This is a genomic window from Paenibacillus sp. FSL M8-0334 (assembly GCF_038000405.1).
GTDB lineage: Bacteria > Bacillota > Bacilli > Paenibacillales > Paenibacillaceae > Paenibacillus_AQ > Paenibacillus_AQ campinasensis.
Map to the genome: position 1 here is coordinate 2,196,705 of NZ_JBBOCH010000001.1, position 14,723 is coordinate 2,211,427.

The following is a 14,723-nucleotide window of genomic DNA, read 5'->3' on the forward strand; positions in this document are numbered from 1 at the left end:
GGGAACGATCACACCCGAACAAAACGGGCGAAACTTAATGTATCACAGATGATAACCCGCCGTCAACTATCCGAGCAATGTTATTTTAAGCCCGAGAAGCAAAGCGACGCCCGGCAAGCCGAGCACCATTACCGTGCCGATCGTCATCGGATTCAGCGGAATATAGGCCTCAGCCGCAAGCCCCGTGAAATTAACGACATACAGCCCGACCGCAGCCAGCGCCAGATGAGCTCCAAACACCGTGACCCATCCCATGCCCAGTCTTTTTTTAAAGATAATATAGATGAGCAGAAGCAGCGAAACGCATAGTACACCGAGCATCATCAGTTTCACCATGACCCCCTCCTTCATCGTTGAATTGTTTGCAAATATTCGTCTGTCCAGCCTAGTTGACTTTTCCCTCTCGCTTTCCCTTCAAGTAATGCATGTCTGCCCCGTTCAGATTAAGCCGCTTCGCTTGCTTCAGATTCATCTGATATTTTCGTTCGGCCGCCTCCAGAATGTAGATCGCATAGTCAATCTGATCCTGACCCGTGGCCTCCTGGAACAAGAGATGCGCTCGTTCCCACTCCACCTGCGACCTCCTCACATCCATGTACACATTCCACAGACGCTCCTGCTCATCGGCTGTCATGTACTCCTCCTGATTCTCCTTCCGATGCTGCCTCCACCACATTTTCATCTCATATCCTCTCCTTCTATGAATCTTAAGCCTGCCAAAAAGACCGCCTGTTTCATTCATATCGAAGAAGGGACAAACTTAGAACAAAAAAAGGAGCCCTCCGGCTCCTTCTGCTGCTTAGATGTTGTTAGACTAACAATAATACTAACGATGAAGCCGGCTGCTGGTCAGTTTAGTTCCCTCCGGCCTTCAAGCGCCTTCGACAATGTCACCTCATCCGCATACTCCAGGTCGCCGCCCACCGGCAAACCATGCGCAATACGGGTCACTTTTATATCAAAAGGACGCACCAGCCGGGAGATATACATCGCGGTTGCCTCTCCCTCAATGTTCGGATTGGTCGCCAAAATCAATTCTTTGACTCTTTCATCACTAAGCCGGTTCAGCAGCTCCTTCAAACGGATTTCATCCGGTCCAATCCCTTCCATAGGAGAAATCGCACCATGAAGCACATGATAATACCCGTCGAATTCCTTGGTCCGCTCCATGGCCACCAGATCCTTCGCGTCCTGCACTACACAGATAACCGAGGCATCCCGTGTCTTGTCTTGACATATCCGGCACGGGTCCGTATCCGTAATGTTGCAGCACACCGAGCAGTATTGCAGATTCCGCTTGACGCTAACCAGCGCTTTGGCAAAATCAATAACGTCGTCTTCTTTCATATTTAGAACGTGAAAAGCCAGGCGGGCAGCCGTCTTCGGCCCCACACCCGGCAGTCGCGTAAAGGCGTCGATGAGCTTCGCGATCGGTTCGGGATAGTACAAATGTAACTTCTCCTTCTGGGGTTAAATTAGAACAAGCCCGGAATTTTCATGCCGCCCGTGAACTTGCCCATATCCGCATTAGCAAGCTCCTCAGCCTTGGTCAGCGCATCGTTCACCGCAGTCAGAACAAGATCCTGCAGCATCTCAACATCATCAGGGTCAACAGCCTCCGGCTTGATGTTAATGGACAGAATTTGCTTGTGTCCGTTCGCCTCTACTGTAACCACGCCGCCGCCGGACGTGCCTTCCACCGTTTTCGTAGCCAGCTCTTCCTGTGCCTTCAGCATTTGCTCCTGCATCTTCTTCACTTGCTTCATCATTTGGTTCATATTATTCATACCGTCTTCTCTCCTTCATTATAGGGTGCGCATATATGCGCTAATCTTTTATGACAACGAGGTCCTCACCAAATAGTTGGATCGCCTCATCAATCCATGGTTTCTCTCCTTCGGCCTCGGAAGCTTCATGTTCCAGCGTCAGCTCCTCGGCCTTAGGCTTTCCCTCGCCCTCCAGCACATCGCTCCAGTCCCGATGCATCATCGTGATCAAGCGGTGCGGCTTGCCAAGAATCCTCTCCAGCACACCCTCAATCACCTGCTTGTTGGCAGGTCTTTCGGTAGTCTCGCGATGGATGTTGTTCTTGAAAGCGATCAGGACTTGATCTTCCCATACCGATACCGGCTCTCCGTCCATCAGCCAGGCGTGAACCGTTACCTTCTCGTCTTTCACACTTTGTAAAATCTGCGCCCATTGGCGCTGAACGGCAGTAAAGGCTTCGCTCGAACTGGCGGCCACATACTGATTGATGTTCGGCGGGATTTTGGCAGTACTCGACAGCTTAGGCGCCGGCGTTCTTGCCGGTTTGGCCGCTTCACGACCACCCGCTCCCGCCACTGGCCCTTGCTGGATCAGCCGTTCCAGCTTTCTCTCAAGCTGCGCCACCTGCTGCTTCAGTTTGGCGACTTCTCCGGCATCCGCACCTGCAGCGGCATGACCTGCTGCCCCGCTCTCACCAGACCCTTGGGTAATCCCCGATAGCTTCAGCAGGGCCACTTCAAACAGCGTCTGAGGCTGGGAAGCATATTTCATCTCGCTTTGGTACCGATTCAGCGTATCGATCATCTGAAACAGCTGTGCCTGTGTAAAAGCGGCCGCCATCTCCTCGAACTCCGCCGGATTCAGTACGCGGTCGGTCAGTTTGTCGGCATTCGGCACCATTTTGATCATCAGCAGATCACGGAAATAGTACAGCAGGTTCTCCATGCACTTGTCAGCGCTTTTCCCTTCCTGCATGAACTGTTCCACGATCTGGAGCACAGCCCCGGCATCTCCCTGCTTCAAAGCGGAAGCCAAACGCCCGAACTGCTCCGATGCGATGCCCCCGGTCATATTCATAACCTGCTCGTAGGATACCGAGCCCCCTGTATAAGAAGCAATCTGATCGAGAATGCTGAGCGCATCCCGCATGCCGCCGTCGGATAGACGGGCGATGTAGGAAAGTGCTTCTGGCTCGGCCTGAATTCCTTCTTCTTCGCAGATACGCTGAAGGCGTCCCGTCTGCTCATCCAGAGACACTCTCCGGAAGTCAAAACGCTGACAGCGCGATATGATTGTGGCCGGGAGCTTGTGCGGCTCCGTTGTAGCCAATATAAACATGACGTGAGCCGGCGGTTCCTCCAGCGTCTTCAGGAGCGCATTGAACGCCTCTGTCGTCAGCATGTGCACTTCGTCTATGATGTAAACTTTGCGGCGCACCTCGGTCGGTGCGTATTTCACCTTCTCCCGCAGATCGCGAATTTCCTCCACACCACGGTTGGATGCGGCGTCGATCTCCTGCACATCCATTACAGCTCCAGCTGTAATCCGGCGGCAGGCCTCACAATCATTGCAGGGTTCCTCGGCCGGGCCTGCCTCACAGTTCACGGCTTTGGCCATAATCTTAGCCGCACTGGTCTTGCCGGTGCCCCGTGGACCGCTGAACAGGTAGGCGTGGGATACCCGCTGCTCGCGAATCGCATTCTGCAGGGTCTGGATTATATGCTGTTGGCCCACCATGTCGCGAAACGACTGCGGCCGCCACGCACGATATAACGCGATATGTTCCACTGTGCTTTACCCTCTTTCAACTTCCGGCAAATACGCCGATCCCTCATGGCTTCATTGTCCGTGCAGACACAACAGCTAGTTCTTCGCTCGTCAATCTCAAGGTCAAAAAGAACATGTCGGCAGACGGTTATATTATACTACATTCTATACTACTTACCCCAGCCTTAGCAAAAGGTTTGCTCCGGAATTTCATCGTCACAGCCAACGTGAAAACAAAAAAGCATCTCTACCCAAACGGTAAAGATGCTGATGTGCAAATATGTAATACCGTGCACCTGTTATCGATAATTGCGATCCAAGCGGAAGCCCTGAACAACAACTCGGGCTAGGCCACCCTCCGGCACAAAAGCGGTCCTGCTTATGGCTGCTTCCTTCCGGACCTGACCAGGTTCACAGGTGCTCATTGCGGAGGACCCAACCGTCAACATTGCGTTCAGGGACCAGGCCTCACATCGACAATACCTCTAACAGGAATTCAACCTCGCTACAGCGGATTGCGAGTTACAGGGCACCGCTACCTCCCCGTCTAGCACGGCGAACTTTAGTATATCGCATCGAATCTCAAAATGCAACCGATGGCATAACTTGCCTGTTAGCCGAAGCCATAGACAGAACAAAACCCCTTCGCCAGATGCAAAGGGGACTGTTATTAGATACCGTATTTCTTTTTAAATCTATCGACACGGCCGCCGGCATCCACGAATTTCTGTTTGCCAGTGAAGAATGGGTGACAGTTCGAGCAAATCTCAACACGCAGGTCCGGCTTAACGGAACCTGTCTCGAACGTGTTACCGCACGCGCAAGTAACCGTGGTAACATGATATTTCGGTTGAATATCCTGTTTCATTAGACTTTCACCTCTTTCCGCCCTGAGCCTCATGCGGACCCAGAGTTATATGGACACATAAATGGAGTATAGCATGGGAAAATTATTAGCGCAATAGCCCAACCTTATCCGTTAGCCGCAGTCCCGCTTCCATATTATCTCAAAGCGCTGCCGGCTTTTTCTTCGGTCTGGCTTGTCCGGCCGGCGGCACGTGAGTGTAAGAGCCGATGACCACATCAGGCAGCTCTGCCTGCATGATCTCAATCGCCTGCTTCATCCCGAGTATGTCGCCTTGTGCCGGCGGAATCAGCTCCAGATAACTCTCTGGATCAATGTTCAGGTTGCGCAGCTGAATAAGACGGAGACCTGTACGGCGGGCAAACTCAATCATCGCCTCCAGCTCCTCCTCCCGGTCCGTTACACCCGGAAAGATCAGGTAGTTGATCGAAGTGTACACCCCTTGATCCGATGCATAGCGAAGCGATTTCTCTACGTTCGCCAGCGTATAGCCCCGCGGCTTGTAATAGGCATTGTAATGATCGTCGAGCGCACTGATCGTGCTGACCCGCATCAGATCAAGACCAGCATCTACGATACCGCGGATAAAATCAGTCAACCCGGCATTGGTGTTGATATTAATGTAACCCATATCGGTTTGGGAGCGAACCTCGCGCATCGCTTCAATAATAATCTTCGCCTGCGTAGACGGTTCTCCCTCGCACCCTTGTCCGAAGCTGATGATCGATTCCGGAGTCTTGAGATGCTCCAGCATCACCTGTACCAGCTCGTCCACTCGGGGTTTGAAATTCATCCGGGTCTGAGGCGCCACAAAGCCGCTGTCATCCGGCTGCTCGGATATGCATCCGAAGCATCCTGCATTACAGGAATAGGATACAGGAACGGCCCCCTCCCACCGGTTCAAAAACGTATTGGATGCAGTAAGGCACTCATAGCCGAGCGCACAATTGGATAAATGCTCATACAGCCGGTTCTCCGGATATTTGGCGGTCAGTCTTTGGACGCCAAGCTCTAGCTCGCCCAGGTCACAATTGACCGGGTTCCACTTCTCCGGATCATCCGACAAACGTGCGGTTGTATAGAATCCGCCATCCTTCCACACCACGGCGGAATATCCGAATAGCGGCAGCTTATATTCCTTGTCACTTTTCACGTAGCCGGGCAGGCATAGACGCGTATACCCCTGCGGCAGCAAAGCACCGACAGCCGTATAATGGTCTTCCAGCGGCAGCATCTCTCCGGTATCGGGGTCCATCCCGATCGCCCGGGTGTTCGGCAGCCCTACAAGCGTAGCGCCTTCCGGCAACGGAATTAATTCATCCTCCAAAATCTCGACAATCATGTCTCCACTGCGACCAAGAGCAATTAGCTCGCGATGATCGTAGACCTGTCCTTGTTCATCTGCATAAACCAAATACATGCTGATCTCCTATTCTATCCGGGATATTCCGCACCTTAGCTCTGAGGAGCTGTCGCCGCTGAAGGTCTGGATGTGCGTTTAGCCGGTTCTCTTCCAGTTCCAGAGCCGCCGTTATGGCTGGCCGCATCAAACGATGCCAAAAATTCCGCATTGGTCTTCGTATCACGCATTTTCTTCAAGAAGCCTTCTACAAAATCGGCAGAATCATTCATATTTTTACGGATGGCCCATATGGTGTCAAGCTCATCCTTGCTCAGCAGCACCTCTTCACGGCGCGTGCCGGAACGACGGATGTCGATCGCAGGGAAAATGCGCCGCTCGGCAAACCGGCGATCCAGATGAAGCTCCATATTGCCCGTTCCTTTAAATTCCTCGTAGATGATGTCATCCATACGTGACCCGGTCTCTACCAGCGCCGTCGCCAGAATCGTCAGGCTTCCGCCCTCCTCCACATTCCGTGCCGATCCGAAAAACCGTTTCGGACGGTGGAACGCAGCCGGATCAATCCCCCCGCTCAGCGTGCGGCCAGATGGCGGGATCACCAGGTTGTACGCCCGGGCCAGACGGGTAATGCTGTCCAGCAAAATCACAACATCCTTCTTGTGCTCGACCAGACGAAGCGCACGCTCCAGCACCAGCTCAGCCACCTTGATATGGTTCTCCGGCAGCTCGTCAAAGGTTGATGCAACCACCTCGCCTTTAACAGAACGCTGCATATCCGTCACTTCTTCCGGACGCTCGTCAATCAGCAGCACGAACAGCTCGATATCAGGGTAGTTGGTTGAAATACTGTTGGCGATTTCTTTCAGAAGGAGCGTCTTTCCCGCTTTTGGCGGAGCCACAATCAAACCGCGTTGTCCCAAACCTACAGGAGCCAGTAAATCCATGATCCGGGTAGACAATTGATTAGGGGATGTTTCGAGAACGAGCTTTTCTTGTGGATAAAGAGGAGTCAGAGCTGGAAAGTGCAGCCGTTCAGCCGCAACAGTTGGATTTTCTCCGTTCACCGCATTGACCTGCAGGAGGCCAAAATAACGTTCATTTTCCTTCGGCGCCCGACATTTGCCGGATACCAGATCCCCGGTCCTCAGATCGAATTTGCGAATCTGGGATGCAGAGATATAAATGTCCTCTGTGCTGGGAAGATAATTAATGGGTCTTAAGAAGCCGTAGCCTTCAGGTAAAATTTCAAGGACACCCTCCATAAACATCAGACCGCTTTGCTCAGCCTGTGCGCGAAGGATCGCAAAAATCAGTTCCTTCTTCTTCAGCTGACCGTAATAGGGGATCTGATACTTCTTGGCCAGCTTATACAGATCCGTCAGCTTCATGCCTTCCAAATCGGATATTTGTAAATCCATTTAATAACCACCTATTCAATTTTAATCATTCTGTACATTAATTTAACCAGTTTGCTATGGTCTCTATCATTCTATGGATGAGTTACTAGGATAGGATTGCCCAAATTAGAGGGAGATATGCAGTAAGATTCTCATATTTCCCTCAATTTTACAATAAAAACCTTGATATGGATACCTAAAATATGACAGGCCTGTACCCCCATAACGAAGCAAACCGCGCCTCGTTATTCCGATTCACGCCATACTTCGGCACCAAGCGCACGAAGATTGGACACGAGGTTGTCGTAGCCTCGATCAATGTATTCCACACCGGTCACTTCGGTCACACCCTCAGGCACCGTTAATGCTGCAATCACAAGCGCAGCCCCAGCGCGAAGATCGGTGGCCTTCACTTTGGCCGCATTCAGCGGTCCGCCTTCAATAATGGCTGAGCGCCCCTCTACACGGATTTTCGCGCCCATGCGCACCAGCTCCGGCACATGCTTGAATCGGTTGCTATATACAAAATCGCTGAGCACACTAACCCCTTCGGCCTGGGTCAGCAAACTGGTCATCGGAGATTGCAGATCGGTAGCAAAGCCAGGATAGATCAGCGCCTTGACATCTACATGCTCGTAGCGTTCCTTCCCGGTGACCCGGATGCTCTCATCCAGCTCTTCGATACCGACACCCATCTCGATCAGCTTAGCCGTCAACGCCTCCAGATGTTTGGGGATCACGTTGTCGATGACCACATCACCGCGGGTGGCCGCAGCAGCGATCATATAAGTTCCCGCCTGAATTCGATCAGGAATAATAGAATGACGGCAGCCATGCATCTCGGAGACACCTTCGATACGGATCGTTTCCGTACCCGCCCCTTTGATGACGGCTCCCATGGAGTTGAGCAATGTAGCAACATCTATGATTTCAGGCTCTTTAGCCGCGTTTTCGATAATTGTAGAGCCTTTGGCCTTGGCGGCCGCCAGCATAATATTAATCGTCGCGCCGACGCTGCTGACATCAAGATATATTTTTGCGCCCCGCAGCTCTTTGGCATGCAGATGAATGGAGCCATGCTCATTCGTTACGGTAGCTCCAAGCGCTTCAAACCCTTTGATGTGCTGGTCGATCGGACGAGGTTCAAAGTTGCATCCGCCCGGCAATCCGATGACGGCTTCTTTAAATCTTCCGAGCATTGCGCCCATTAAGTAATAGGATGCCCGAAGCTTCTTAACCGCTCCGTTAGGCATCGGAATCGCTTTGATATCGGAAGGGTCGATCTTCATCTGACTGTCTTCCCAGGAAACCTGGGCACCCAGATCCCGCAAAATTTCAGCATATACCGCCACATCGCTCAGATGGGGCAAATTATCAAGCGTCACTTCCGATTCCGCGAGAATCGCGGCCGGAATTAAAGCAATTGCACTGTTCTTAGCACCGCTGATTGTGACGGAGCCATGCAGTGGGCGTCCACCGCTGATCATCAATTTTTCCATAAGCTTTAGGGTCCCCCTACATCACTTCGCAGCCGGAAATGGTTCTGATGGCACAATTCATAAAGGTGATGAAATGGAAAAACACCGGCTAAGCGGTGTGCTTTCCATCCCATCATATTCAGCTAGATCAAGCTAGCTGCAGAATCGCTGGAGGCCATACCAAGCATCCGTTACGCCTCAGCATTCAGAGCTAAGCAGAATAACAAGTCAGTTTACGCTTTGTTGTTGGAGCCGAACTCACGGATTTTGCCGATCACCGTTTGTTTGATCGCTTCGCGACCTGGCTTCAGGTAAGTACGTGGATCATAAGCTTCAGGCTTCGCAGCCAGCACTTCGCGAACCACTTTGGAGAACGAAATTTGGTTCTCGGTGTTTACGTTGATTTTGGAGGTTCCAAGGGAGATCGCTTTTTGAATGTCGTGTGTTGGAATGCCTGTTCCGCCATGAAGAACCAGCGGAAGCTTCACCGCATTGCGGATTTCTTCCATTTCCTTAAAGCCGAGGTTAGGCTCGCCTTTGTAAGGTCCGTGTACGGAGCCCAGTGCAGGAGCCAGTGTGTCGATTCCGGTCTCGTTGACGATACGAACGCAATCGTCGAGCTTCGCGTACATCACTTCGCCTACAACGTCATCCTCTTGGCCGCCAACCATGCCCACTTCAGCCTCAACGGAGACGCCTTTAGCGTGTGCATATTCAACAACCTGTTTTGTCGTTTCGATGTTCGTGTCGATCGGGCTGTGGGAATCGTCGATCATGACGGAAGTAAATCCGGCATCGATCGCTTCCTTACACTTCTCAACACTGGAGCCATGGTCAAGATGGATTGCTACCGGAACCGTCACTTTCAGGTCCTGCATCAGTCCTTTCACCATATGCACAACGGTGTTGAATCCGCCCATGTAACGCGCTGCGCCTTCGGACACGCCAAGGATAACTGGCGATTTCTCTTCTTCGGCAGCTTCCAGAATGGCATGTGTCCATTCAAGGTTATTAATATTGTACTGACCCACCGCGTATTTACCTTCGAGCGCTTTGTTCAGCATTTCTGTCATGGATACTAATGGCATGGTTTCATCCTCCTAAAGATGCTTTGTTTGTCTATGGACAATAGCCGTGATAACATACGGACTTATTATACCACATCGCGTTATAAATACTAAACAAGCATTTCCTAATTTACTGCGTCACACATCACACTGTTGTCAAAAAAAAGAATTCCGCAACATGTGCAGAATTCAACATTCAGCCAATATGGCTCGTCGTCCCTTTCAGCTGGGCATTTACGGCCTGTCTCATTTCATCGATATCAAACGGCTTGGTAAAGTGCATCAGAGCGCCTAGTTCCGTCGCTTCCTTGATCATGTCAAGCTCGCCATAGGCGGTCATCATGATCACCTTGATTTCAGGATCCATCTGCTTGATATGCTTCAGAATCTCAAGTCCGTCCATTCCAGGAATTTTCATATCCAGCAGAACCAAATCCGGCGAATGCTGCTTTACAATCTCAAGGGCAATCTTCCCGTTCGCCGCTTGAAACGTCTCATACCCTTCGCTGCTGAACACTTCCATCAAAAGGATGCGGATGCCATTCTGATCATCCACAATCAACACTCTTTGCCTGCTCATCTTCCCTTGCCTCCTAACTTGGAATTGAACAAAGTATATAAAAACCTGGAGTCTCAATTGTCCCAAAAGCAACCCTTATCTGTATTCGCCTGCCGATGTTGAAATCCTCCTTTGCCTGAAAAAAGTCCTAAAAAAAGATGTTTTTAGTGGATGTTTTTTCAAAAATCCAAAAAAACGACGTTTAGCCAACAAATGATATAGGGCAAAATGCTTGCATTTATCCCTATATTCGACTTGATTTCCGGCAGTTCCTCCGGCCGATCAGCACATCGTATTCACCGATGGGGCCTGACCACCGCATCACGTCAAGCCAGGGACAGCGGAATACAAAGAAAGCTTCCCGGAATCGGGAAGCTTTCTGCACTTAGGAAACTTAAAGTTGTTGTTGATGCCCGATCGACGCCTTCACAAATTCCCGGAAGAGCGGCTGCGGACGGTTCGGACGGGATGTGAATTCCGGATGGAATTGCACGGCCAGGAACCAAGGATGGCCCGGAAGCTCTACAATCTCGACCAGACGACCGTCCGGGGACGTACCGGAAATGCGAAGTCCCGCCTTTTCGATATCTTCACGGTATTCGTTGTTGAACTCGTACCGATGGCGATGTCTTTCGTATACCAGCTCGTCCTGATAGCATGACTCGGCCAGGGAACCCGGCACCAGCTTGCACGGATACAAGCCAAGTCGCATCGTGCCGCCCAGATCCTCAACATCCTTCTGCTCAGGCAGCAGGTCGATTACCGGGAACTCGGTCGAAGGGTTAATCTCCGAGCTGTTCGCCCCGTCAAGACCCACCATGTTGCGGGCAAATTCAATAACCGACACCTGCATCCCAAGACAGATGCCGAAGAACGGAATGTTTCGCTCGCGCGCGTAACGAATGGCGCTGATCTTGCCCTCGATGCCGCGATCGCCAAATCCGCCCGGCACCAGGATGCCTCCGACGCCGCGCAGCAGCTCGTCCACATTGCCATCATTCACTTCTTCCGCATTGACCCAGCGAACCTTCACTTCGGCGTTGGCATCAAATCCGGCATGGGACAACGATTCTACCACACTCAGATAAGCATCATGGAGCGCAACGTACTTGCCGACGATCGCAATCTCCACCGTCTTCTCCAGCTTCGACACCCGCTCCACCAGCTGCTCCCATTCCTTCATATCCGGGGCAGGAGTTGTCAGCTTCAGATGGTTGACTACAATCTCGTCAAGCCCTTCATCCCGGAGATTAAGCGGAATCTCGTACAAGGAGGAGGCGTCGCGGCATTCCACAACCGCATTCGGATCAATGTCGCAGAACAGTGCAATTTTGGCTTTCATCTCGGTGGACAGCTCATGCTCTGTCCGGCAAACAATGACGTTAGGCTGAATGCCAATGCTGCGAAGCTCCTTCACACTGTGCTGTGTCGGCTTTGTCTTCACTTCACCGGCCGCTTTAATATACGGAATGAGGGTAACATGAATATACATGACATTTTCGCGACCAACATCGCTTTTAATCTGGCGGATCGCTTCCAGAAACGGAAGGCTCTCGATGTCGCCCACCGTACCGCCGATCTCGGTAATGACCACATCAGAACCGGCTTCGCGACCTGCGCGGAACACGCGCTCCTTGATCTCGTTCGTAATGTGAGGAATGACCTGCACCGTACCGCCCAGGTACTCGCCCCGACGCTCTTTGCTAATGACGGAAGAGTATACTTTGCCTGTGGTAACGTTGCTGTTCTTCGACAGGTTAATATCGATAAACCGCTCGTAATGCCCAAGGTCCAGGTCGGTTTCCGCACCATCATCGGTCACAAATACTTCACCGTGCTGATATGGACTCATGGTGCCCGGATCTATGTTAATGTACGGATCGAACTTTTGAATCGTAACTTTCAGCCCTCTGTTCTTCAGCAATCTGCCCAACGATGCCGCGGTGATGCCCTTTCCTAAGGATGACACAACCCCGCCTGTTACAAAAATATACTTTGTCACTGTATAAAACCCTCCTAAATAATCTCCATAACTTCAGGCGACATATGATGTTATAGCGTAACCCGTTTTCCCCTGATTCATCAGAAGCGGGCCTAACAAAAAGCACGGCCCGCTTCCAAAAATGGCGAGCGAGCTGGCCTTCAACCTATTGCCTATGTTCCCCGGGATTCTCCGGTTGCATCCCGCATCCGTCAATCCCCATATAAACAAAAAAAGTGACCCGAAAATAAATTAACGGGGCACTTTTTATTATTAAAAAACTCATTCACAATCATAAGCCCAAGCAATAGTTTACTCTGTGCCTTATCCGATTGTCAAGAGACAGAAACAGGCTCAAAATTCACCAGTGCTTCGAAGGGCATATACTTGCATCCTAATCAAGCTCTTCTTCCTCGAGCTCTTCCTCCAGCAGATCGTCCTCTTCCTCGGCATCCTCATCGTCCAGCTCATCATCGAGGACCACCTCATCATCGACATCTTCGTCCGCATCGTCTTCATCGAAGAGATCGTCCTCCGCATCCTCGTCATCCAGCACATCGTAGCTGTCGTCTGCATCCTCGCTGCTGAACGTATCTTCCTCTTCCGTGAAATCATCGTCATCATCATCTTCATCATTGATGATCCGCGGACGCTTGGCGTTCGAAATCGGATCCTCGGATTTCTCCAGCGGGTACCAGCGCTTCAATCCCCACAGGTTCGTTCCTACACAGGCGAAACGTCCGTCTATATTGATCTCTGTATATAACTGGGCAATCGTCTCGTTAATTTCCTCTTCCGTAAAGCCGCGAAGCTTGGCTACCTCATTCATAAGGTCACGGTAATAATACGGCGTGTTGGCTGCCTTCAAAACCATAAAAGCCAGGTCAACCATCGGGATTTCCTGAACCTTCTCCGGGTCGAGCTTTAAATTGAGCGGATTACTCACTAACGTACACTTCCTCTCACGCAATCTTCACGTATATATCCTCAGGCATATCCATTATCAAACCTAAGTAAAACCTATTTGCACATAAAAATCAAGTTTTTCTCCTTTTCCCCACGGGAAAAAGGCGGAAAGCCAAGCTTTCCGCCTTCTGACTGTATCCGCCCCTAGGATCGACTCCTCACGGGAAGATGAAAGAACCCTTCAGGCCCTCACAGTTCTATTTTATGTACGTGATGCATCTTTGACACGAAAGACAGGGCCTATTTGCCGGAAATCGGGCGTTGTCCCATTCGGGCCGGGTTGTCGGTTCATACAATACCTAAGCAACGGTTCATTGAGAAGGGAGATTGCCACGCATGGACTACACCCGGATCATGCAATCACTGCTTACGGAGACGAAACTTCTCGCGCGAAACGTTCAAGGAGAGCATCGGCGGCTTCTCACGTTTCATGACCCTAGTCTGTACAGGGAATGCATCAGCCAATGGAAACATCTCGCCGATCACGGTCCCCTGTATCCCTCTGTCACCTGCTCCCCTCTCACCCAAACGATCATTGCGCCCGCTTCCCGAACTGCTGTCATCGAAAAAGAATTCCGGGAGGAGCTAACCGTGGAAGAGGACAGCCGCATTCACATCCATGCGGTTCAGGGCAGCATCGCCACGCTGACCGGCATTCCTTGGGGAGTCAAGCACATCAAAGCACCGCAAGCATGGTCCGTTTCTACCGGCCACCGCATCAAGATTGGCGTCATTGATACCGGCGTTGACTTTGCCCACCCGGATCTGAAGCATTCGCTTGGCCGGGGGATCAACCTGGTCAACCGTGCCATTCCGCCTTATGACGATAACGGGCACGGAACCCATATATCCGGCACAATTGCCGCCGCCAACAGCACGCGAGGCATGATCGGCGTCGCACCGAGATCGATTGTGTACCCCGTCAAAGCCTTCGATCATAACGGGTCCGCGTTTGTGTCCGACATTGTGCTTGCCATCGACTGGTGCATCCGCAATCAGGTCGACATTATCAATATGAGCTTCGGCATGCAGAGCCGAAGCCGGGCCCTTCTCGAAGTGGTCGGCAAGGCCAATCAATCCGGAGTCATCATCGTCGCCTCGTCCGGCAACGACGGGAAGCGCCGCACTGCCGACTATCCGGCTCGTTATCCGCAAACGATATCCGTAGGGGCGACGGACCGCAACCGCAAAATCCCCTCCTTCAGCAACCGCGGGCAATTTGTTGACATTTATGCGCCTGGGGACAAAATCGTCTCCGCCTGGCTTCAGGGAAGATACCATGAAATGAGCGGCACCTCCATGGCCACCTCCCATATCAGCGGAACGATCGCATTGCTGCTCGCGCAAAGGCCCGGACTTCGGACAACGGCGATCAAGTCGCTCCTGCGCCGAACCTCCACGCCGCTCAGGCTGCGCAAAGGCTACAGCCATTCCGACGGTGAAGTGAACGCCCTGAAATTTCTGCGTGAAGGAATGAAGCTGCAAGGGTAGTTCTGCACCCGGATCAGAATGA

General features: G+C 51.7%; 14 protein-coding genes and 1 other RNA gene. 1 reads left to right on the forward strand and 14 read right to left on the reverse strand.

The window, feature by feature from the left end:
- Positions 1 to 66: 66 nt before the first annotated feature.
- From MKX64_RS09570 to rpoE, 14 genes are all read right to left on the reverse strand, one after another.
- Positions 67 to 333 (reverse strand): pro-sigmaK processing inhibitor BofA family protein, encoded by a 267-nt coding sequence (locus tag MKX64_RS09570; protein ID WP_095268164.1) that lies wholly within the window; start codon positions 331 to 333, stop codon positions 67 to 69.
- A gap of 52 nt (positions 334 to 385) precedes the next feature.
- Positions 386 to 682: a hypothetical protein gene (locus MKX64_RS09575; protein WP_095268154.1), complete on the reverse strand. Its 297-nt coding sequence runs from the start codon at positions 680 to 682 to the stop codon at positions 386 to 388.
- A gap of 167 nt (positions 683 to 849) precedes the next feature.
- Positions 850 to 1,449: a recombination mediator RecR gene (gene recR, locus MKX64_RS09580; protein WP_095268155.1), complete on the reverse strand. Its 600-nt coding sequence runs from the start codon at positions 1,447 to 1,449 to the stop codon at positions 850 to 852.
- A 26-nt stretch (positions 1,450 to 1,475) separates the two neighbouring features.
- Positions 1,476 to 1,787, reverse strand: a complete 312-nt coding sequence (locus MKX64_RS09585) for a YbaB/EbfC family nucleoid-associated protein (RefSeq protein ID WP_095268156.1) — start codon at positions 1,785 to 1,787, stop codon at positions 1,476 to 1,478.
- A gap of 40 nt (positions 1,788 to 1,827) precedes the next feature.
- Positions 1,828 to 3,555 (reverse strand): DNA polymerase III subunit gamma/tau, encoded by a 1,728-nt coding sequence (gene dnaX, locus MKX64_RS09590; protein ID WP_095268157.1) that lies wholly within the window; start codon positions 3,553 to 3,555, stop codon positions 1,828 to 1,830.
- A gap of 267 nt (positions 3,556 to 3,822) precedes the next feature.
- Positions 3,823 to 4,090: signal recognition particle sRNA large type (gene ffs / locus MKX64_RS09595), an RNA gene on the reverse strand.
- 114 nt (positions 4,091 to 4,204) lie between these two features.
- Entirely contained in the window at positions 4,205 to 4,402 is a 198-nt protein-coding gene (rpmE, locus tag MKX64_RS09600; protein ID WP_095268158.1) for a 50S ribosomal protein L31, read from the reverse strand.
- A gap of 139 nt (positions 4,403 to 4,541) precedes the next feature.
- Positions 4,542 to 5,819 (reverse strand): radical SAM protein, encoded by a 1,278-nt coding sequence (locus MKX64_RS09605; protein WP_095268159.1) that lies wholly within the window; start codon positions 5,817 to 5,819, stop codon positions 4,542 to 4,544.
- A gap of 35 nt (positions 5,820 to 5,854) precedes the next feature.
- Complete coding sequence (gene rho, locus MKX64_RS09610) at positions 5,855 to 7,180, reverse strand: transcription termination factor Rho (protein WP_095399369.1); 1,326 nt, start codon at positions 7,178 to 7,180, stop codon at positions 5,855 to 5,857.
- Between the two features lie 224 nt (positions 7,181 to 7,404).
- Entirely contained in the window at positions 7,405 to 8,658 is a 1,254-nt protein-coding gene (locus MKX64_RS09615) for a UDP-N-acetylglucosamine 1-carboxyvinyltransferase (protein ID WP_095268161.1), read from the reverse strand.
- A gap of 212 nt (positions 8,659 to 8,870) precedes the next feature.
- Positions 8,871 to 9,725: a class II fructose-1,6-bisphosphate aldolase gene (fba, locus tag MKX64_RS09620; RefSeq protein ID WP_095268162.1), complete on the reverse strand. Its 855-nt coding sequence runs from the start codon at positions 9,723 to 9,725 to the stop codon at positions 8,871 to 8,873.
- A 175-nt stretch (positions 9,726 to 9,900) separates the two neighbouring features.
- Complete coding sequence (locus MKX64_RS09625) at positions 9,901 to 10,284, reverse strand: response regulator (RefSeq protein ID WP_095268163.1); 384 nt, start codon at positions 10,282 to 10,284, stop codon at positions 9,901 to 9,903.
- 373 nt (positions 10,285 to 10,657) lie between these two features.
- Positions 10,658 to 12,265, reverse strand: coding sequence for a CTP synthase (locus tag MKX64_RS09630; protein WP_095268152.1), 1,608 nt, complete (start codon positions 12,263 to 12,265; stop codon positions 10,658 to 10,660).
- 373 nt (positions 12,266 to 12,638) lie between these two features.
- On the reverse strand, positions 12,639 to 13,190 hold the full coding sequence (gene rpoE, locus MKX64_RS09635) for a DNA-directed RNA polymerase subunit delta (RefSeq protein WP_095268151.1): 552 nt from the start codon (positions 13,188 to 13,190) through the stop codon (positions 12,639 to 12,641).
- A 356-nt stretch (positions 13,191 to 13,546) separates the two neighbouring features.
- Between rpoE and MKX64_RS09640 the strand changes: the two genes are divergently transcribed.
- Complete coding sequence (locus MKX64_RS09640) at positions 13,547 to 14,701, forward strand: S8 family peptidase (RefSeq protein ID WP_155619111.1); 1,155 nt, start codon at positions 13,547 to 13,549, stop codon at positions 14,699 to 14,701.
- Positions 14,702 to 14,723: the final 22 nt, after the last annotated feature.

Excerpts from the sequence above, each read along its gene's own strand:
- MKX64_RS09575 (WP_095268154.1), bottom strand. The coding sequence starts at position 682 with ATGAAAATGTGGTGGAGGCAGCATCGGAAGGAGAATCAGGAGGAGTAC.
- MKX64_RS09585 (WP_095268156.1), bottom strand. The coding sequence starts at position 1,787 with ATGAATAATATGAACCAAATGATGAAGCAAGTGAAGAAGATGCAGGAG.
- rpmE (WP_095268158.1), bottom strand. The coding sequence starts at position 4,402 with ATGAAACAGGATATTCAACCGAAATATCATGTTACCACGGTTACTTGC.
- MKX64_RS09605 (WP_095268159.1), bottom strand. The coding sequence starts at position 5,819 with ATGTATTTGGTTTATGCAGATGAACAAGGACAGGTCTACGATCATCGC.
- rho (WP_095399369.1), bottom strand. The coding sequence starts at position 7,180 with ATGGATTTACAAATATCCGATTTGGAAGGCATGAAGCTGACGGATCTG.
- MKX64_RS09615 (WP_095268161.1), bottom strand. The coding sequence starts at position 8,658 with ATGGAAAAATTGATGATCAGCGGTGGACGCCCACTGCATGGCTCCGTC.
- fba (WP_095268162.1), bottom strand. The coding sequence starts at position 9,725 with ATGCCATTAGTATCCATGACAGAAATGCTGAACAAAGCGCTCGAAGGT.
- MKX64_RS09625 (WP_095268163.1), bottom strand. The coding sequence starts at position 10,284 with ATGAGCAGGCAAAGAGTGTTGATTGTGGATGATCAGAATGGCATCCGC.
- MKX64_RS09640 (WP_155619111.1), top strand. The coding sequence starts at position 13,547 with ATGGACTACACCCGGATCATGCAATCACTGCTTACGGAGACGAAACTT.